This is a genomic window from Klebsiella sp. 28 (assembly GCF_018223905.1).
In the GTDB taxonomy this organism is placed as follows: domain Bacteria; phylum Pseudomonadota; class Gammaproteobacteria; order Enterobacterales; family Enterobacteriaceae; genus Klebsiella; species Klebsiella pneumoniae.
Window position 1 is genome coordinate 70,753 of sequence record NZ_JAGRQY010000057.1, and the last position, 18,345, is coordinate 89,097.

Below are 18,345 nucleotides of genomic sequence, written 5' to 3' on the forward strand. Positions count from 1 at the left end.
AATTCCTAACAACATACTCCATTATTAGTAACGTTTCATTTCCCTCTCTAAATTTATGGTTAGGCCTGATGAAAAACAGCCAAATTAACCTTAAAAAAGAAAATATAATAAAAAATAAGATAATATAAACTTAATTGACAATACGTCTTAGTCCCTCTGGATGAGGCCTCAGCCATTGGTATTAGATGATGCAGCACTGAGTATTACCCGCGGTTTGGCAAGAAGAGAGGACCATAGCAGGCAGCTATTTATTGCGTGGTTACCTCGTCGTACGCCACCAGGTCCGCGAGGCCCTCAGACCGCGCTCGGGTAAATGTCGCGGGTGTCCCGCCAGATCGCATTCCTTAGCGATAATATCGACATAGCGGTTGAGTATATTCTGCTCAATCGCTATGTCGGAGGACAGTCCACAGAATATAGCCACGCCGGTCTATCAGGCCCCGTTGGAGCCCTACCAGGTTTTGCCAATATTAAACTGAAACTGTTCTGCTTTATCACCATCGTACTTTTTAAACGGCTCTGCCCAGGAGAAGACCAGTGGACCGAGGGGAGACATCCACTGCACGGCAATCCCCGCGGAGAGACGAATATGACTCGGATCGCCGTAATCAGGGATCCCTGCCGCCAGCGTCTGCGCGGTGTTGTGCCAAGATGTGCTCCAGACCGTCCCCGCGTCAACAAACAGCGAGGTTCGCAAGCTATCGGCGTACTTATCATTCACAAAGGGGGTTGGAATGATAAATTCGCTGTTCAGCACCGCCATGGCATTCCCGCCGACCGCATCAGACGAGGCGTCCAGCGGGCAGGCGCTATAGCTGCTTTCGCTACCGTTACAGCGGTAATAGGCCGCTTTAGGCCCAATGGTGTTAGAAGAAAATCCGCGCACTGACGACGAACCGCCAGCGTAAAAGTTATCGTAGAACGGCACACTTTTGCCGTCTAACCCGCCGGCATAGCCTGCGCGCAGGCGTTCCATCCAGACCCAGCGCTTGTTCTCGCTCAGCGGCAGATACTGGGCGGTGTCAAAAGAGAGTTTGTAGTAGCTATTATCCGAACCGGGGAGCGTCACTTTACCGCTCAGGCTGCTCTTGTTTCCCGCACGCGGGAAGAAGCCGCGATCGAGATCGTTGTAGCCCCATCCAAGACTTACAAAATAATCGTTGGCGCTATATTTTGCGCCGCTGTCGCCATCTTTCGTCACCACGCTGGGCTCGATTCCCCGAGAGCTGAGGTAGCGCCAGGTCGTCAGCTCCGGATCCATATTGGTCAGGCGATTATGGACATAATCCAGTCCCAGGTTCAGGGAGTTATTTTCGCTAATGGGAAACCCTAGCGTACTACCTAAACCATAGCTCTGCTGGTTATAGCTCCCGGCATCCGCATCAGAAGCATCATAGCTGTTATAAAAAATCTTTCCGCCCAGGCTGATGCCATCTACGGTAAACCACGGGTTCGTCGCCCCCAGTTCAAGATAAGACTGGTAGCTGTTGCGCGTCCCGTTGAAGCTAACGCTATTACCCGTTCCCAGCCAGTTATCCTGCGTCACGCCAAGCTGATAGCTCACGCCGCTGTCCGTACCAAATCCCAGGCCCACATTGAATGAGCCGGTGTTGCGCTCCTTCACCTTGTAGACCACATCGACCTGATCCGCCGTTCCATTGACCGGAACGATCTGCTGTTCAACGTTCTCAAAAAAACCCGTTCGATCAAGACGTACCTTCCCTTGATCGACTTTTTCGTTGTTGAGCCACGCCCCTTCCATTTGGCGCATTTCACGACGCAGCACCGCGTCCCGGGAGGTGTCGTTACCGGAAAAGCGGATCTGGCGTACCGAGTAGCGGCGGCCCGCGTTGACCTGAATATGCAGCACCACGCGGTGATGCGCATCATCGATTTCCGGCGTGGACGTCACCTGCGGCCAGGCATAACCATACTTACCAAAATGCTTTTTGATCTCATTTTCAACCGTGGTGACTTGCGCCCCGCTATACCATGCCCCCGCCAGCGGCTGGGCAAGCGCCTCGATCTCCGGCCCATGCTGAGCCAGATCGCCTGTCACCTGAGTTCGGTCGACCCGATAACGTTCGCCTTCATTGAGGGCGATAGTGATATACAGGGATTTTTTATCTGGCGTCATACTGACCTGCGTGGACTCGATAGCAAAGCGCGCATAGCCGCGATCGAGATAAAAACTGCGCAGCGTTTCCAGATCGGCTTCCAGCTTCTGCTTCTGGTATTTTTTATCGGCTACCACGTTCCACCACGGCACATTATCACGTAGCTGAAGCTGGTCCAGGAGCGTCTCTTCCCGAAACGCCTGATTACCGATAATGTTTATTTGTGCGATTTTCGCCGAGATGCCTTCCTGAAAGACGAACGTTAAGTCAACGCGATTACGCGGTAACGGGGTCACCACCGCGTGAACCTGCGCACTGTATTTCCCCGCGCTGTAATAGAAATCCTGCAACCCCTTTTCTATTTCGCTAAGCGAATTTCTGTCCAGTGCGCTACCTGCAGAAATACCGGACGCGGTGAGATTTTCCTTTAGCGCATCATCCTTCACTGCCTTATTCCCGGAAAAACTGACGCTGGCAATAGTGGGCCGTTCCTTAACCTGCACCACCAGCGTTTTCCCATCGCGCAGGATCTGCACATTTTCGAAATTGCCGCTCGCATACAGCGCGCGCACTGCCTCGCTGACATCTTCTGGCGTTACCGCATCTCCCGCGTGCAATGGCATACTTAATAGCGCCGCCCCGACGGTCACGCGCTGTAGCCCTTCAAAACGGATATCATCAACTTGATATGATGTTGCGGCATATAACGTTAAAGGGGCGATCAATAATCCGCTGATGATATGAGTCTTTTTTAACATGAATGTGTCGTCTACGAGATAATGAGCAATAGCAGTGTCCTGCTGGCGTTGAACTTATTTGTTCAGGATGCATCTGTAAAATATGCGACAGAAAATAACCTGAGCGAGGCGCAGAATTACATGCAATTATGGCGACAAAATGGAGAAAAAATGGATGTTAAAGCATCTTTAAAAATATATTTAATGATGGAACTTTTTCTGAAGCGCATGGTTCTAATGGCCAACACCAGTACTATATTTAGATTTGCCTGAACGTTTTATTAATAAAAAGCCCCCTTTCTTATTAATGGAAAGGGGGAAGGATCTCGTTAGGAATGATGCTCTCTGGGATCACCAGGAACAGGGAGAAAAATAACCTGCAACCCAGCAGATTTAATGAAGAGAAATTGAATAAATTATGCAACTGATATCACAACATTCTACCCCGAATTCACCGCCAGACGCCGTTGGCAAACATCTCCATATTTTCCTCAAAATAGCAGAATACAGTAGGGTCGCCTTATCAAGGCATCAAGGAAAGTCTATCGTTATCTACAATAGCCAAGCAGTGGCGCCTCGCCAGGGAAGGTGAGGCATAGGTTTCGCCATCCTGCCGCCTCCCATCATCAGCCACAGGGAACTGCGTATGACACGCTTACTCAAGACAATCTTGCCCATCATCCTCTGCGCCCTCTTCGGGTTATCGTTCGCTTCACCCACGCAGGCTGTCGCCAGTCTGCCGATCGTTCTTCCCGCGCTGACATGCGATGCGCTAAGCACTACCGACTTCAGCGCAGCCGTTGGCGCAAAAGTCACTATCAATCACACTGAAATGCAGACCTCCGCGCAGGGAAGCTGGTGCAAGGTGAGCGCCACTATCGCCCCTGAGATTGGCGTGCAGATTGCCCTGCCGACCCAACGCTGGAGTCAACGTTTTTTGCAGGTCGGCTGTGGCGGACTGTGCGGGAGTATTAACCTGAGTCTGTCGAATGCCAGCGGCTGCCTGCCGGCAATGAACGGCGAGTTTGTGGTGGCAGCAACCGATATGGGGCACCATGGCAGTATGATGGATGCGTCATGGGCCGAAGATCCGCAAAAGCGCATCGATTTTGCCTGGCGCGCCAACCACCTGACCGCCGTGCTGGCCAAAGCGGTGATGCAGACGCTTTACCGCCAGCCGCCAAAGTATGCCTACTTTATGGGCTGCTCAGACGGCGGTCGCGAAGCATTGATGGAAGCGCAGCGCTTTCCGCAGGATTTTGACGGTATCAGCGCTGGCGCGCCAGCGGCCTTTTTCCAGTTTCAGAACTCCTTCTTCCACGGCTGGAATGTGGCCGCCAATCAGCGCCCGGACGGTACCGCTATCCTGCTGAAAAATCGCCTTCCTCTGATTCACCAGGCCGTGCTGGCTCACTGCCCGACGCTTTCCGGCGTGCAGGATGGTGTCCTGCAAAATCCGTATGCCTGTCAGTTCTCTGAGTCATGGCTCCCCCGCTGTCCTGCCGATGCTCGGGATCGTTCTACCTGCCTGACGCAGGAAGAGATCGAGGTGGTGAAAAAGCTCTACCGCGGCGCTTACGACAGCCACGGCGCCCAGTTCGTCGCGGGCGGTCTGCCGCTGGGTTCCGAGCTACGCTGGCCGGTGCCCGAGACGCCGACCGGCCACTCAATGTCGGAAATGATGGTACTACCGGCTCTGCAATCAGTGCTCCTGCCAGGAGAAAAACAGAAGATCCAATCGATGCGGGATTTCCCGCTTAACCAGCAGAATTTTGACGCCGTCGCCCAACTGGCGCCGCTCTATAACGCGGCAAATACCAATCTTCATGCCTATCAACAGCGCGGCGGCAAGCTTATCCTCTGGCACGGTCTGGCCGATGACTCCGTCAGTCCGGCCTTTTCTATCGCCTATTATCGCGGCGTAGAAGCAGAGATGGGCCATGCCGCAACGGATACCTTCCTGCGGTTATTCCTGCTGCCTGGGGTAGCCCATTGCGGTAATGGCGAAGGTTACGATCAAATTGATCTCCTTACTCCGCTGATGCGCTGGACCGAGGAAGGTATCGCGCCGCAGGAGATCATGGCCGGCAAACGGGCAACAGCCGCTGCCGACCTGCCGCCGATGACAGAAAAACCAGATGCGCAAACGCAGTTTCACGGCGTGCAGAAAGTCAGTCAGCCTTACGCTGACGCCGCTCCAGCGGTTATCGCGACTCGTCCGGTGTATCCCTTCCCGGCCATTGCCCGTTATAACGGGCGCGGCGACGTGAATGACGGCGAAAATTATCATGCAGAGCAAACTACCGCCTTTGGTCATCTGCAGCTGGCAAAACCCGCCAGCGACTATATTGGCCCTGATAATCAAAAAAATTATCAGGTTCGCCACGGCATACTCACTGTTCAATAAACCCCTGGGCTCCTCATTGAGGAGCCCTGCGTTATGGGATTGGCCGCAATTATGCGTAGCAAAACGCTCCAGCAATCGGTATTAAGCGACCTGCTCTTGTGGATCGATAATAATCTGGATAAGAAACTGACCGTCGACGATCTGAGCGATATCTCTGGTTATTCCCCCTGGCATTTGTTTCGGCTCTTCCGTCATTATTTTGACCGTTCGCCAATGGAATATATCCGCCAGCAGCGCATGTCGCTGTGTCGCCGTTTATTGCTGACGACGCCTGGTTACCGAATCGTCGATATTTGTATGATGGTCGGTTATGACGATCTCAGTGCGTTTAATCGTACCTTCAAAAAATATCATGCGCTCACGCCCACTCAGTATCGCTATCAGATCACGCGGCAAAAATAAGGAAGTCCCCCTCCTCCGCATCGCTGCGGTTGGGAATGGAAGGGGGACAGGGGATATTACAGAAGGGAAATAGCAGGATGCTATTATCGAACCCGGTCGGGATCAACGACCTTGCGCGACGGAAATCAGTATAAAAGGATATGTTGAGCTAATAATGTAGAGGGCGTGAAGATTTTGTCACGATTTATAACCGCCTCCTCCGCTGTCATCTGAAATAAAAAAACCGGGTCGCGTTGAACCCGGTTTACTCCTCATCAGGATCATCAGAAATGAGTATTAACGCTCATAAAGAAGGTCCGCCCCGACTCGTTATAGGTCTCGGCACCCGCGCCATACAGATAAGCTCCCGTCGTCGCGTTGCCGGTCGTTTGCGCATTCCCTGCCCGGTAGTGGCGGATATCAAACAGGTTATCTATCCCGCTGGTGAAGCTCAGATTTTTGTTCACATCCCAGGTCGCACTGAGGCCGACAATGCTGTATGGGCTGACTTCGTTTAGTTCGCTGCCGCTGACCGCCTCGCCCTTATAATTAAAGCGTTTTGGTTTCTGTCGACCATACCAGGTAAAGGTGCTCTGCAGGGAGAGATCTTCACGAACCTGCCAGCTCAAAGTCGAGTTCAGGGTAAACTGCGGGATCACTGACAGTCGGTCGCCGGTCGTCTTATTCTTGCTCTGCAGCATCCAGGTCAGGTTATTGCTCCAGTTAACCGCCTCCCCCACCGGCAGATTCAGCGTTCCTTCCAGGCCTTCCACTAACGCCTTTGGTACGTTTTCCCACTGATAGATATTGGTGGTGCCGTTGCTGGCGGTACCCACCGCCGCATACCCTGACTCAATCTTATTGTGATAGTCGTTACGGAACCAGGTGATCCCCGCCTGATAGCCATCATGCTTGTACTCAAGACCAATCTCTTTATTAACGCTGGTCTCCGCTTTCAGATCGCTATTCCCCATCAGATAGCAGGCGGAACTACTGGCGTAACAGCCTTGACCGTTGCTGTAGAGAATATAGTTCGGGTTCAATTGGTAGAGGTTAGGCGCCTTGTAAGCGCGGGCAATGCCCAGCTTCAGCGTCCAGTCGTCCGTCAGCTCTTGGGACAGGTTCAGTGAGGGGCTCCAGTTATTGCCGACGATGCTGTGATGATCGAAGCGCAGAGCGGGTGTCAGCATGGTGCTGTCCGTTAGCGCCATATTATCTTCGGTAAACAGCGAGAAGATCTCGGCGCTGGAGTACGGGCTACGACCGGTAGCCGATACGCCATCGATAGTGCCATAAGAGAGCGCCTGGGTTGTCGATACGCCATCTTTCATCCGCTGCTGATTCCATTCTGCCCCCAGCGTCAGATTCTGATCGACCCCCAGCGTAAACGGAATATTCACTTCACTATGTAGCAGGACATCGGCCAGATCGATATCTGAAAACTCGCTACTGGAGAAGATCCCTTCCGTACCGCCCGCCAGCCCTTCATCCATTCGCGAGTTACGGGTGTGTTCGTACTGGGCATAGCTGTTGCTGGTCACGCCATTATCCCAGCCGCCGGTCCATGTTACGCCGTAAGTTTGCCGGAAGAGACGGTTGGTCTCTTTCCCGTACATACTCTTCACCAGCGTACTGGTATTGGTGTTTTGTGTGTCGCCGGCATAGAGATTATCCTGGCGGCTGTAACCGGCCTCAAACTCCAGGGCCTGCATCGGGGCAAACTCCCAGCGCAGCTTACTGTGAATATCTTTGTTCACCACCCCTTCACGTCCGGCGGGATAAGAACCGGCGTAGGAACCGGTACGTTCCGCTTCATGCCCGGCGTTAATATCCTGTGCATCGGCCTGGGTTTTACTCAGATTACCCCAGAGATTGAAGCTGACACTGTCCGACAGCGGACCATTGAGGCTAAAGTTAGTACGTTTCGTCGCCCCTTCTTTACGGTGCTGCGGAGCATTCATATAGGTATTCCACGAACCGTGCCATTCTCGCGTGGTCGGTTTGGTCACGATGTTGACGACCCCGCCCATCGCGCCATTACCATAGCGCGCCGCCGCCGGGCCGCGGATCACATCGATATGATCGATCATCTCCGCTGGCACCCAACTGGTATCGCCGCGGGAGTCACGATCGCCGCGCCAGCCATACCGCACCGAGTTACGGCTGGTCACCGGTTTACCATCGACCAGCACCAGCGTATTCTCGGGCCCCATGCCACGGATATCAATTTGCCGGTTGTTGCCGCGCTGCCCGCTGGTAGAGTTGCCGGTCAGGTTTACCCCGGGCTGCGTACGAATTAACTCCGACACATCGCGGGCGGGGGGATGTTTGCGGATCTCTTCTGCGGTGATGGTCGACACGCCCGGCGCCTGCAGGTTCTGCCTGGCGGCGGTTATGACCATCGTCTCCTCGTGATTTTCGGCAGTGGCGGCGCTCTCGTCAGGCGTCGATTGTTCGGTCATGTTCTCTGCCGCCTGCAACGGCACGCTACAGGCGAGCAGAGGAATGACGATCCCCAGCGGGAAGTGAGACGTGTATTTCATAGAATATGCCCTGTTTTCTGTTGCTGTCGGGCATAACGCCTTCCCCAATTGAAAAAACAATGGGATAAAATACTTGCCTCAGCGCGTCGCCAGATTTTGGCGCAGGTCAGCGCCTTCCCGGCATTAATGGGAATAAAAAAAAGCGTGAGGCATAATAAAATTAAGTGCCCTGTTTCATCATTAGAGAAAAAGCGCTGCGCGCTATTCTTTGATAGCGTAATCCAGACAGCGTGTCATTAGAGTAATGTGCCGTGTTACGGTAATAAAAATGAGATTCATTATCAAGATGATAATAATCAATATCGGAGAAAAATAAAATAAATACTAACAATCAAAAGGTTACAACAAAACAGATGGGGAGAAATAAAATAAAAACATCATCATTATTTTCTATTTATCATTAAAAACACACATTTTCGCCATATTATCTCCATAGTTAAATTAAAGATAAAAACACATTAATAGTAAGCGATAAAATGGGAGAAAACTATTTGTCGGCATTGTTATGTTTTTTACGCCCTTGTCGTTCCCAGCTAACGGCGGCCGTTCTGCTAAAATAATCACATCCCCTGCGGAGTATTCCTCCATGAACGCCTACTCGCTATCACGTCTGTTTATCGCCTGGCTCACCTGCCTCGCGACACTGTTATTCGCTCCTCTGCTGCCGGCAGTAGAGGCGGAAAAAGCGCCGCCGGCAGCAGCCGAAGACAACACGCTATCGATTCATATCGACGATATGCTACGGCCATGGAGAGGCGATTTGCCTGACATGATCGACCGTCGTACCATTCGGGTATTAACCACCTACAGCAAGACCTTCTTTTTTATTGATAAAGGCACCCAGCGCGGGGCGACGCACGACATTTTTATCGCGCTGGAAAACGAGCTGAATAAACAGCTAGCGAAGGATAAAAAGCTCAAACAGCGCCACCTGAAGCTGCATATCGTTTTTGTGCCGGTCAGTCGGGACAATCTCTTTATCGCGCTTAATGAAGGTAAAGGCGATATTGCGGCTGCCAATCTGACTATCACGCCCTCGCGGGAAGCACAGGTCGATTTCGCCCAGCCGCTCTACAGCAACGTGAAAGAATTACTGATCTCCGGCCCGGCTTCACCGAAGGTCGACAGCCTGGAGCAACTCTCTGGTCAAACCGTCTTTGTTCGCCGCTCCTCCAGCTATTACGACAGCCTGCAAGCGCTGAACGCCCGATTTGCCGGTGAGTCGCGCCCACCGGTGATACTGGAGGCGGCGCCGGAAGCGCTGGAGGATGAAGATCTGCTGGAAATGCTCAACGCCGGGCTGATTCCGCTGATCGTCGTCGATCAGCATAAAGCGTTGTTCTGGAAACAGGTGTTTCCAAAAATTCAGGTCCATGACAATGTGGTGCTGCGCGACGGCGGCGACATTGCCTGGGCGGTACGCAAAGACAGCCCGCAGCTGCTGGCGGTACTGAACAACTTCGTCAAAAAGAATCGTCAGGGCACCACGCTGGGCAATACTCTCCTGCTGCGTTACCTGAAAAATGCTAAATATGTCAAAAATGCCGCGGCGAGTAAGGAACGACGCAAATTCCTCGCGATGGTAGATGTCTTCCGCAAGTACGGCGATCGTTACGACGTCGACTGGCTGCTGATGGCGGCCCAGGGATACCAGGAGTCGCGGCTGAATCAGTCGGTACGGAGCCACGTCGGCGCCATCGGCGTTATGCAGGTGATGCCCAGCACTGGAAAAGAGCTGAAGGTGGGCGATATTAAACAGCTGGATCCCAATATCCATGCCGGCGTGAAATACATGCGCTGGATGATGGATCGGTACTATGCCGATGAGCCCATGACCCGGCTCGATAAAGCGCTGTTTACCTTTGCCTCCTATAACGCGGGTCCGGCGCGTATCGCCCGCCTGCGCACCATGACTAAACAGCGAGGATTTGACCCGAACGTCTGGTTCGGTAACGTCGAAAATATGGCGGCAGAAAAAATTGGCGCCGAGACGGTAACCTACGTCAGCAATATCTATAAGTATTACATCGCCTATCGGCTGATCGTCGATGACATGGCCCGCAAACAGAAAGCGACGGCCGTACCGCGGCAGGAGCCGGTGGCGCAGCCAGTCAAACCGCAGCCCAGCATGGCGACAGCCGCCACCGCTCAGGTGCCCGTCATCTGAATCGCCCGTCACCGCTGGTCAAATCTCATCCTGAAATGACGGAGCAGGAATAACAAAGAAAAAGCCCCGGCGAAACCGGGGCTTTCTGTTTTCGACTGCGTAGACAGTGCGCCTAAGGCAAGCCTTAGAACGGGATGTCGTCGTCGAAGTCCATCGGCGGTTCGTTGGAAGGCGCTGCCGGGGCCTGCTGCTGCGGACGGGACTGCGCGCCGCCGCTGAACTGGTTGCCTCCCTGCGGCTGCTGCGGCTGACCCCAACCGCCCTGCTGCTGGCCGCCGCCTGCCGGTGCGCCGCCGCCCTGACGGCCGCCCAGCATCTGCATGGTGCCGCCCACGTTCACCACCACTTCGGTGGTGTATTTGTCCTGACCGGATTGATCGGTCCACTTGCGGGTACGCAGCTGGCCTTCAATGTACACCTGAGAGCCTTTACGCAGATACTCACCAGCGACTTCCGCCAGTTTGCCGAACAGCACAACGCGGTGCCACTCGGTCTGCTCTTTCATTTCGCCGGTCTGCTTGTCACGCCAGGATTCGGAAGTTGCCAGCGTGAAGTTGGCGACAGCGCCGCCACTTGGCATGTAGCGTACTTCCGGGTCCTGCCCCAGATTACCGACGAGAATCACCTTGTTTACGCCTCTGCTGGCCATGTTCGTGTCTCCTGAATACGTTTCTTAATAGTGTAAACGCGCGAGTGTACCATTTCCACGTAGCATTTTAATAGCTGCGAGGCTGATTCCAGAGATAGTACCCGGCTACGGCATTGTTGCACACTCGACCCGAATTTGCATTCCGATACTGTATATTCATTCAGGTTAAATTGTGTCATAATTAGCCGTTTCTGCCGTTTGTCCTTCAAGCAAACCAGGCAATCCGTGTATCTACCTACCGGGAAAGGTGAATGGATAAGATCGAAGTTCGGGGCGCCCGCACCCATAATCTCAAAAACATCAACCTCGTTATCCCGCGCGACAAACTCATTGTCGTCACCGGGCTTTCCGGGTCTGGCAAATCTTCACTCGCTTTCGACACCCTGTATGCCGAAGGCCAGCGTCGCTACGTCGAATCGCTCTCCGCCTATGCGCGACAGTTCCTGTCGCTGATGGAGAAGCCGGACGTCGACCATATCGAAGGGCTGTCGCCGGCGATTTCCATCGAACAGAAATCAACCTCTCACAACCCCCGCTCGACGGTGGGTACTATTACCGAAATTCACGACTATCTGCGTCTGCTGTACGCCCGCGTCGGCGAACCGCGCTGTCCGGATCACGACGTGCCGCTGGCGGCGCAAACCGTCAGTCAGATGGTCGATAATGTCCTCGCCCAGCCGGAAGGCCTGCGCCTGATGCTGCTGGCGCCCATTATTAAAGAGCGCAAAGGCGAGCACACTAAAACCCTGGAAAACCTCGCCAGTCAGGGCTACATCCGCGCGCGGATCGACGGCGAGGTCTGCGATCTGTCGGATCCGCCGAAGCTGGAGCTGCAGAAGAAGCACACCATTGAGGTAGTCATCGACCGCTTCAAGGTGCGCGACGATCTGGCGCAGCGCCTGGCCGAGTCGTTTGAAACCGCGCTGGAGCTCTCCGGCGGGACCGCCATTGTGGCTAATATGGATGATGAGAAAGCGGAAGAACTGCTGTTTTCCGCCAACTTCGCCTGCCCGATCTGCGGCTACAGCATGCGCGAGCTGGAGCCGCGTCTGTTCTCCTTTAACAACCCGGCGGGCGCCTGCCCGACCTGCGACGGCCTCGGCGTGCAGCAATATTTCGATCCCGATCGCGTGGTGCAAAATCCCGAGCTGTCGCTGGCGGGCGGCGCCATCCGCGGCTGGGATCGGCGTAACTTCTACTACTTCCAGATGCTGAAGTCGCTGGCGGAGCACTATAAATTCGACGTCGAAGCGCCATGGGGCACCCTCAGCGCCAACGTGCAGAAAGTGGTGCTGTACGGTTCAGGTAAAGAAAGTATTGAATTCAAATACATGAACGACCGCGGGGATACCTCGGTGCGCCGCCATCCGTTCGAAGGCGTGCTGCATAACATGGAGCGCCGTTACAAAGAGACGGAATCCAGCGCGGTGCGCGAAGAGCTGGCGAAGTTCATCAGCAACCGTCCGTGCGCCAGCTGCGACGGCACGCGTCTGCGTCGCGAGGCGCGCCACGTGTTTGTGGAAAACACCCCGCTGCCGACCATCTCCGATATGAGCATCGGCCATGCGATGGATTTCTTCAACAATCTGAAGCTCTCCGGCCAGCGGGCGAAAATCGCCGAAAAAGTGCTGAAAGAGATTGGCGATCGTCTGAAATTCCTCGTCAACGTCGGCCTCAACTACCTGACGCTCTCCCGCTCGGCGGAAACGCTCTCCGGCGGCGAAGCCCAGCGTATCCGTCTGGCAAGCCAGATTGGCGCCGGGCTGGTTGGCGTGATGTACGTGCTGGATGAACCCTCTATCGGCCTGCACCAGCGCGATAACGAACGCCTGCTCGGCACCCTGATCCACCTGCGTAATTTAGGTAACACGGTGATCGTCGTTGAGCACGACGAAGACGCCATTCGCGCCGCCGACCATGTGATCGATATCGGTCCCGGCGCTGGCGTTCACGGCGGCCAGGTAGTAGCGGAAGGGCCGCTGGAGGCCATTATGGCGGTCCCGGAATCCCTGACCGGCCAGTTCATGAGCGGTAAACGCAAAATTGAAGTGCCGAAACAGCGCGTGCCCGCCAACCCGGAGAAAGTCCTCAAACTGACCGGCGCGCGCGGCAACAACCTGAAGGATGTAACGCTCACCCTGCCAGTGGGCCTGTTTACCTGCATCACCGGCGTCTCCGGCTCGGGTAAATCCACGCTGATCAACGATACCCTGTTCCCGATTGCCCAGCGCCAGCTCAACGGCGCGACCATCGCCGAACCAGCGCCGTATCGCGATATCCAGGGGCTGGAACATTTCGATAAAGTGATCGATATCGACCAGAGCCCGATCGGCCGGACGCCGCGCTCCAACCCGGCAACCTATACCGGGGTGTTTACCCCGGTGCGCGAGCTGTTCGCCGGCGTACCGGAGTCTCGCTCACGCGGCTATACGCCGGGGCGCTTTAGCTTTAACGTTCGCGGTGGGCGCTGCGAAGCCTGCCAGGGTGACGGCGTCATTAAGGTTGAGATGCACTTCCTGCCGGATATCTACGTGCCGTGCGACCAGTGCAAAGGCAAACGCTATAACCGCGAAACGCTGGAGATTAAGTACAAGGGTAAGACCATCCACGAAGTGCTGGATATGACCATTGAAGAGGCGCGTGAATTCTTTGATGCCGTGCCGGCACTGGCGCGTAAGCTGCAAACCCTGATGGACGTCGGCCTGACCTATATCCGCCTTGGCCAGTCGGCGACGACCCTGTCCGGCGGCGAGGCGCAGCGCGTGAAGCTGGCGCGCGAGCTGTCCAAGCGCGGTACCGGCCAGACGCTGTATATCCTCGATGAGCCGACCACCGGTCTGCACTTCGCCGATATCCAGCAGTTGCTGGAAGTGCTGCACCAGCTGCGCGATCAGGGCAATACCATCGTGGTGATTGAGCACAACCTCGATGTGATTAAAACTGCCGACTGGATTGTCGATCTCGGCCCGGAAGGCGGCAGCGGCGGCGGCGAAATCCTGGTCTCCGGTACGCCGGAAACCGTCGCCGAGTGCGAAGCCTCGCACACCGCGCGCTTCCTCAAGCCCATGCTGAAATAATTAGCGGGTAAGCTGCTGCCGGACCGGCTCCGGCAGCATTTTCACCGCCTGCTGATAAGACGCATCGACCAGGTAGTAGATTTGCGAATCCGGCAGCGAGCCATCCAGATAGACGGTGCTCCAGTGCGCTTTATTGAGATGCTGGCTGGGCCGGACATCGCGATGCTGCTGACGCAGCAGCTCAGCCAGCTCCGGACTCGCCTTCAGCGCGACCGCCGGCCGCTGGTCCTCAACCTCCTTCACCATGGCAAACAGCACGTCTGAGACCTTAATCTGCGTGGCTTTCCAGTCGCTGTGGACGCTCTGCTCTGCTCCCGGTTTCGCCATGCAGTACTGTAATAACTCCGAAATTGTCATCTTTTATTCCCCCATGAGCGTCGCAACGATGCGCCGCGAACCGCCGTGTATCCGATGCTCCCCCAGCCAGATGCCCTGCCAGGTTCCCAGCCTGACGCGTCCGTCCTCGACCGGCAGCATTAGCGACACGCCAAGCATCGATGATTTGATGTGCGACGGCATATCGTCAGGGCCTTCATAGTCATGTTCATACGGCGCATTGTCCGGTACGGCGTTGAGAAAATACTGCTCCATGTCATAGCGGACGGTGGGATCGCAGTTTTCGTTGAGCGTCAGGGAAGCGGAAGTATGCTGGAGCAGGAGGTGCAGCAGGCCAACCTTCACCCCGGACAGCCCGCGGATCTGGCCAAGGATTTCGTCAGTGACCAGATGAAAACCGCGGGATTTTGGCCCAAGCGTCAGGGTTTGCTGATACCACATCATTGACTCCTTTTGCGAATGAATCCTTCTAAGTGTGCAGCAATACGTGAAAAGGTAAAACCTTCCACCCCTGATTTTGCATAAAAAAACGGCAGCGCCGTCGCTGCCGTTTATCGCGTTCAGGCGGTCATCAGTATTCGGAATTGACGATTACTTCCTCGCCCAGCGCGCCAGCCATCGGCAACGGCTTATAGGAGGAGTTGGCGGCCCGCAGCACGCGGATGCCACGGGCGCCCGCTTCGCGGGCGGCGGTGATATCGTTATCCGAATCGCCGTAGAAAACCTTTATCTGCTTCGCCTGCAGCCACTGGGTCTTGGTGTTTTGGCCAGGCTTATCGCCAGCGAAAATCACCGGATTCATATTGGCGGCCGGGATGAGAAAATCATCCTGCAGGGTTTTAGAAACGGTTTCGGTTTTGGTCTGGCTGCGGCCGGTGACGAACCAGATGCTGTCCCCGCGCTTCACATGCATCGCAATCAGCTGGCGCGCCACCTCTTTCGGCATGCTGAATTCATCCCAGCCATTGTTCATTTTTTCCCAGAACTGCGGGTTTTTCAGGTAATCCTCGCTGCCGGGAGAGAAGGTTTTTTGCCCGCGCCAGAAACCCGGACTGGAGAAGAGGACGGTGTCATCGATATCAAAGCCGACGGCCATCGGCGGCCGTCCCAGCAGGCTGTTCTCAATTTGCGCCACCGAAACCCAGTGGATCGGCGCCTGCTCGGCCAGCTGGGCCACGTTGGTGCCGACCCACAGCGGCTGCGGCGTGGAGGCGCGCGCCACAACGGCGCTGTTCAGCGTGAACAGGAGAGAAGCCGCCGCAAGGGCGAGAGTAAGTTTGCGCATATTTATCCCTAAATCTATCAATCATTATTGTTTTCAATAATGTGCATGCTTATCAACGTCCCGACCTTACCCGCCGGCGGCATGGATGAAAAGCCTTTTTCGCGCAGATGTCATAGAAAAAGAGGATGATCACATCCGAGGGGGTTGCCCCTGCCCGTTGACCGGCAGAGACAACCTGCTGGAGAGCGGCTTACATTACCGCGGCAAAAGCTTTCGCTACCTGCTGAACATTACGTGAGTTTAACCCCGCCACGCACATGCGTCCGCTGGCAATCAGGTAGACGCCAAACTCGTCGCGCAGACGATCCACCTGCGCCGCGCTAAATCCGGTATAGCTGAACATCCCGCGCTGCTTGAGCAGGTAATCCACTTTGCTGCCCGGGGCAACCTGCTGCAGCGCGTCGACCAGCGCCTGGCGCATGGTCAGGATGTGCGCGCGCATGGCGTCCACTTCCGCCTGCCACGTGGCTTTCAGCCCGGCATCGTTCAGCACCGTCGCCACCACCTGCGCGCCAAAGCTCGGCGGGCTGGAGTAGTTGCGGCGCACGGTGGCCTTCAGCTGCCCCAGCACGCGGCCCGCGGTTTCGCTGTCTTCACAGACCACGGACAGACCGCCGACGCGCTCCCCGTACAGCGAGAAAATTTTGGAGAACGAGTTGCTGACCAGCATCGGCATCCCGGCGCTGGCGATGGCGCGAATAGCGTAGGCATCCTCTTCCAGCCCCCCGCCAAAGCCTTGGTAGGCGATGTCGAGGAAGGGGATCAGCTGACGCGCTTTCAATACCTCAACCACGCGGTCCCACTGGGCTGGCGTCAGGTCGGCGCCGGTCGGGTTGTGGCAGCAAGGGTGCAGCAGCACAATATCGCGGGCCGGCAGCGTTTGCAGCGTCGCCAGCAGGTCCTCAAAGCGCACGCCGTTGGTGGCTTTATCAAACCAGGGGTAAGTACTTACTTCGAAGCCAGCCCCTTCAAAAATGGCGATGTGGTTTTCCCAGGTCGGATCGCTGACCCAGACATGAGACTCAGGAAAGTAACGTTTGAGGAAGTCGGCCCCGACCTTCAGCGCGCCCGAACCGCCGACCGTCTGAATAGAGGCAATGCGATTTTGCTTAAGCGCGGTATGCTCTGCGCCAAACAGCAGCGGCGCAATCGCCTGACGGTAGCCGCTCAACCCTTCCATAGGCAGATACAGCGAGGCGCCATGCGGCTCGGCGTTCAGGCGTGCTTCCGCTTCCGCCACCGCCTGCAGCTGCGGGATAATGCCGTCATCGTTGTAGTACAGCCCGATACTCAGGTTGACTTTGTCGCTTCGCGGGTCTTCTTTGAAGCGTTCCATCAGAGAAAGAATAGGGTCGCCGGCGTAGGCGTCAACTTTTTGAAACACGCGATGTATCTCCAGGTTTACATGGGGCAGGTTCTTACACAATAAACCGGATATGACGGCAGGTCGAGAGGATGTTGAGGGGAAAGTGACCGCGCAGCGGTATAAACCGCTTTTTTGAGCGCCGCAGGCCTGGTGCGTACCGGATCAGCCTCTGTGCTATCCGGTACGCCAGAGGCTTAGTCGAAGTATTTCATGGCGACGCGGGAGGTCAGTCGCGTAATAAGTTCGTAAGCACTCACTTTCGTTATCTCGGCGATGCGCTCTACCGGGAGCCCCTCTCCCCACAGCACTACCGCATCGCCGGCCTTATCCTGGGCCTGCGGTCCGAGGTCAACGCAGATCATATCCATCGCCACCCGGCCGACAATCGGCACTTCCCGGCCATTGACCAGCACCGGCGTGCCCGACGGTGCCGCACGCGGATAACCGTCGCCATAGCCCATCGCCACCACGCCGAGACGGGTATCGCGTTGGCTGATCCAGGTGCCGCCGTAGCCGACGGGCTCCCCTGCTTTATGCTCGCGCACCGCAATCAGGCTGGACGTCAGGGTCATCACCGGCTGGCAGCCGAAATCTTTCCCGGTGGAGCGATCGTCCAGCGGCGACACGCCATACAGGATAATTCCGGGGCGCACCCAGTCGTAATGCGATTGCGGCCACAGCAGAATGCCGCCCGAGGCGGCGATAGAGCGCAGCCCCGGTTTGCCTTCGGTAAAGGTGGTGAAGATGTCCAGCTGGCGTTCGGTGGCGCCGCAGGTCGGCTCATCGGCGCGCGCGAAGTGGCTCACCACGTTCACCGGCTGGCGGACGTTTTTACACTGGCTCAGACGCTGATAAAACGCCTCGGCTTCCTCCGGGCGCACCCCTAAGCGATGCATGCCGGTATCCAGCTTCATCCACACGGTCACCGGCTCGGGGAGATCGGCTTGCTCCAGCGCCGCCAGCTGTTCGGGGCTATGCACCGCCGTATGCAGGCGCTGGGCGGCGATCACCGCCAGGTCTTCCGCAGCAAAAAAGCCTTCCAGCAGGAGGATCGGCTGGGCGATGCCCCCCGCTCGCAGGCGCAGCGCCTCTTCCAGGCGGGCGACGCCAAAGGCGTCGGCGTCGGTCAGCGTTCGCGCGGTCTCGAGAAGACCGTGTCCGTAGGCGTTCGCTTTCACTACCGCAACCAGTTTGCTGGCGGGCGCCAGTTCACGCAGACGTTGCAGGTTGTGTCGCAGAGCGCGGCGGTTGATAACTACAGTTGCCGCTTGCATTTGAAT

The 18,345-nt window shown here is 55.9% G+C and carries 13 protein-coding genes; 5 read left to right on the plus strand and 8 right to left on the minus strand.

All coding sequences use genetic code 11. From position 1 onward, the window contains the following. Window positions 1-451: 451 nt before the first annotated feature. Window positions 452-2,875, minus strand: a complete 2,424-nt coding sequence (bamA, locus tag KHQ28_RS10540; RefSeq protein WP_004146635.1) for an outer membrane protein assembly factor BamA — start codon at window positions 2,873-2,875, stop codon at window positions 452-454. Window positions 2,876-2,896: 21 nt separating this feature from the next. Here bamA and KHQ28_RS10545 point away from each other — a divergent pair, with 21 nt between their 5' ends. The 3 genes from KHQ28_RS10545 to KHQ28_RS10555 all read left to right on the plus strand — a co-directional run bounded on the left by KHQ28_RS10545 (window position 2,897) and on the right by KHQ28_RS10555 (window position 5,663). Next, window positions 2,897-3,127, plus strand: a complete 231-nt coding sequence (locus KHQ28_RS10545; RefSeq protein ID WP_032418199.1) for a hypothetical protein — start codon at window positions 2,897-2,899, stop codon at window positions 3,125-3,127. Between the two features lie 373 nt (window positions 3,128-3,500). Next, window positions 3,501-5,261 carry a tannase/feruloyl esterase family alpha/beta hydrolase gene (locus KHQ28_RS10550; RefSeq protein WP_032418200.1) on the plus strand — a complete coding sequence of 587 codons (1,761 nt, stop codon included), beginning with the start codon at window positions 3,501-3,503 and terminating at the stop codon, window positions 5,259-5,261. Between the two features lie 33 nt (window positions 5,262-5,294). Continuing rightward, a complete protein-coding gene (locus tag KHQ28_RS10555; protein ID WP_004177844.1) occupies window positions 5,295-5,663 on the plus strand; it encodes a helix-turn-helix transcriptional regulator in 369 nt (122 codons plus the stop codon). 263 nt (window positions 5,664-5,926) lie between these two features. Here KHQ28_RS10555 and KHQ28_RS10560 read toward each other — a convergent pair whose 3' ends face one another. Further along, window positions 5,927-8,185, minus strand: coding sequence for a TonB-dependent siderophore receptor (locus tag KHQ28_RS10560; RefSeq protein WP_032418201.1), 2,259 nt, complete (start codon window positions 8,183-8,185; stop codon window positions 5,927-5,929). 586 nt (window positions 8,186-8,771) lie between these two features. On the opposite strand from KHQ28_RS10560, the gene KHQ28_RS10565 reads away from it, so the two are divergent. Then, a complete protein-coding gene (locus tag KHQ28_RS10565) occupies window positions 8,772-10,352 on the plus strand; it encodes a lytic transglycosylase F (RefSeq protein ID WP_032418202.1) in 1,581 nt (526 codons plus the stop codon). 124 nt (window positions 10,353-10,476) lie between these two features. Here KHQ28_RS10565 and ssb1 read toward each other — a convergent pair whose 3' ends face one another. Beyond that, the gene (gene ssb1, locus KHQ28_RS10570; RefSeq protein WP_004151744.1) at window positions 10,477-11,001 is read right to left on the minus strand and encodes a single-stranded DNA-binding protein SSB1; all 525 of its coding nucleotides are present in this window, start codon (window positions 10,999-11,001) and stop codon (window positions 10,477-10,479) included. A 251-nt stretch (window positions 11,002-11,252) separates the two neighbouring features. Between ssb1 and uvrA the strand changes: the two genes are divergently transcribed. Further along, a complete protein-coding gene (gene uvrA, locus KHQ28_RS10575) occupies window positions 11,253-14,078 on the plus strand; it encodes an excinuclease ABC subunit UvrA (RefSeq protein WP_004146620.1) in 2,826 nt (941 codons plus the stop codon). Here uvrA and KHQ28_RS10580 read toward each other — a convergent pair whose 3' ends face one another. The 5 genes from KHQ28_RS10580 to alr all read right to left on the minus strand — a co-directional run bounded on the left by KHQ28_RS10580 (window position 14,079) and on the right by alr (window position 18,339). Continuing rightward, window positions 14,079-14,435 (minus strand): MmcQ/YjbR family DNA-binding protein, encoded by a 357-nt coding sequence (locus KHQ28_RS10580; protein WP_002884953.1) that lies wholly within the window; start codon window positions 14,433-14,435, stop codon window positions 14,079-14,081. Between the two features lie 3 nt (window positions 14,436-14,438). Next, window positions 14,439-14,855: a secondary thiamine-phosphate synthase enzyme YjbQ gene (locus tag KHQ28_RS10585; RefSeq protein WP_002884951.1), complete on the minus strand. Its 417-nt coding sequence runs from the start codon at window positions 14,853-14,855 to the stop codon at window positions 14,439-14,441. A 130-nt stretch (window positions 14,856-14,985) separates the two neighbouring features. Continuing rightward, window positions 14,986-15,699, minus strand: coding sequence for an acid phosphatase AphA (aphA, locus tag KHQ28_RS10590; protein ID WP_004151745.1), 714 nt, complete (start codon window positions 15,697-15,699; stop codon window positions 14,986-14,988). Between the two features lie 190 nt (window positions 15,700-15,889). After that, on the minus strand, window positions 15,890-17,083 hold the full coding sequence (gene tyrB / locus KHQ28_RS10595; RefSeq protein ID WP_009485000.1) for an aromatic amino acid transaminase: 1,194 nt from the start codon (window positions 17,081-17,083) through the stop codon (window positions 15,890-15,892). Between the two features lie 176 nt (window positions 17,084-17,259). Further along, a complete protein-coding gene (gene alr, locus KHQ28_RS10600) occupies window positions 17,260-18,339 on the minus strand; it encodes an alanine racemase (RefSeq protein ID WP_032418203.1) in 1,080 nt (359 codons plus the stop codon). Between the last annotated feature and the right edge of the window lie 6 nt (window positions 18,340-18,345).

Excerpts from the sequence above, each read along its gene's own strand:
- bamA (WP_004146635.1), bottom strand. The coding sequence starts at position 2,875 with ATGTTAAAAAAGACTCATATCATCAGCGGATTATTGATCGCCCCTTTA.
- KHQ28_RS10560 (WP_032418201.1), bottom strand. The coding sequence starts at position 8,185 with ATGAAATACACGTCTCACTTCCCGCTGGGGATCGTCATTCCTCTGCTC.
- alr (WP_032418203.1), bottom strand. The coding sequence starts at position 18,339 with ATGCAAGCGGCAACTGTAGTTATCAACCGCCGCGCTCTGCGACACAAC.
- KHQ28_RS10545 (WP_032418199.1), top strand. The coding sequence starts at position 2,897 with ATGAGCAATAGCAGTGTCCTGCTGGCGTTGAACTTATTTGTTCAGGAT.
- KHQ28_RS10585 (WP_002884951.1), bottom strand. The coding sequence starts at position 14,855 with ATGTGGTATCAGCAAACCCTGACGCTTGGGCCAAAATCCCGCGGTTTT.
- KHQ28_RS10555 (WP_004177844.1), top strand. The coding sequence starts at position 5,295 with ATGGGATTGGCCGCAATTATGCGTAGCAAAACGCTCCAGCAATCGGTA.
- KHQ28_RS10550 (WP_032418200.1), top strand. The coding sequence starts at position 3,501 with ATGACACGCTTACTCAAGACAATCTTGCCCATCATCCTCTGCGCCCTC.
- KHQ28_RS10580 (WP_002884953.1), bottom strand. The coding sequence starts at position 14,435 with ATGACAATTTCGGAGTTATTACAGTACTGCATGGCGAAACCGGGAGCA.
- aphA (WP_004151745.1), bottom strand. The coding sequence starts at position 15,699 with ATGCGCAAACTTACTCTCGCCCTTGCGGCGGCTTCTCTCCTGTTCACG.
- KHQ28_RS10565 (WP_032418202.1), top strand. The coding sequence starts at position 8,772 with ATGAACGCCTACTCGCTATCACGTCTGTTTATCGCCTGGCTCACCTGC.
- ssb1 (WP_004151744.1), bottom strand. The coding sequence starts at position 11,001 with ATGGCCAGCAGAGGCGTAAACAAGGTGATTCTCGTCGGTAATCTGGGG.
- uvrA (WP_004146620.1), top strand. The coding sequence starts at position 11,253 with ATGGATAAGATCGAAGTTCGGGGCGCCCGCACCCATAATCTCAAAAAC.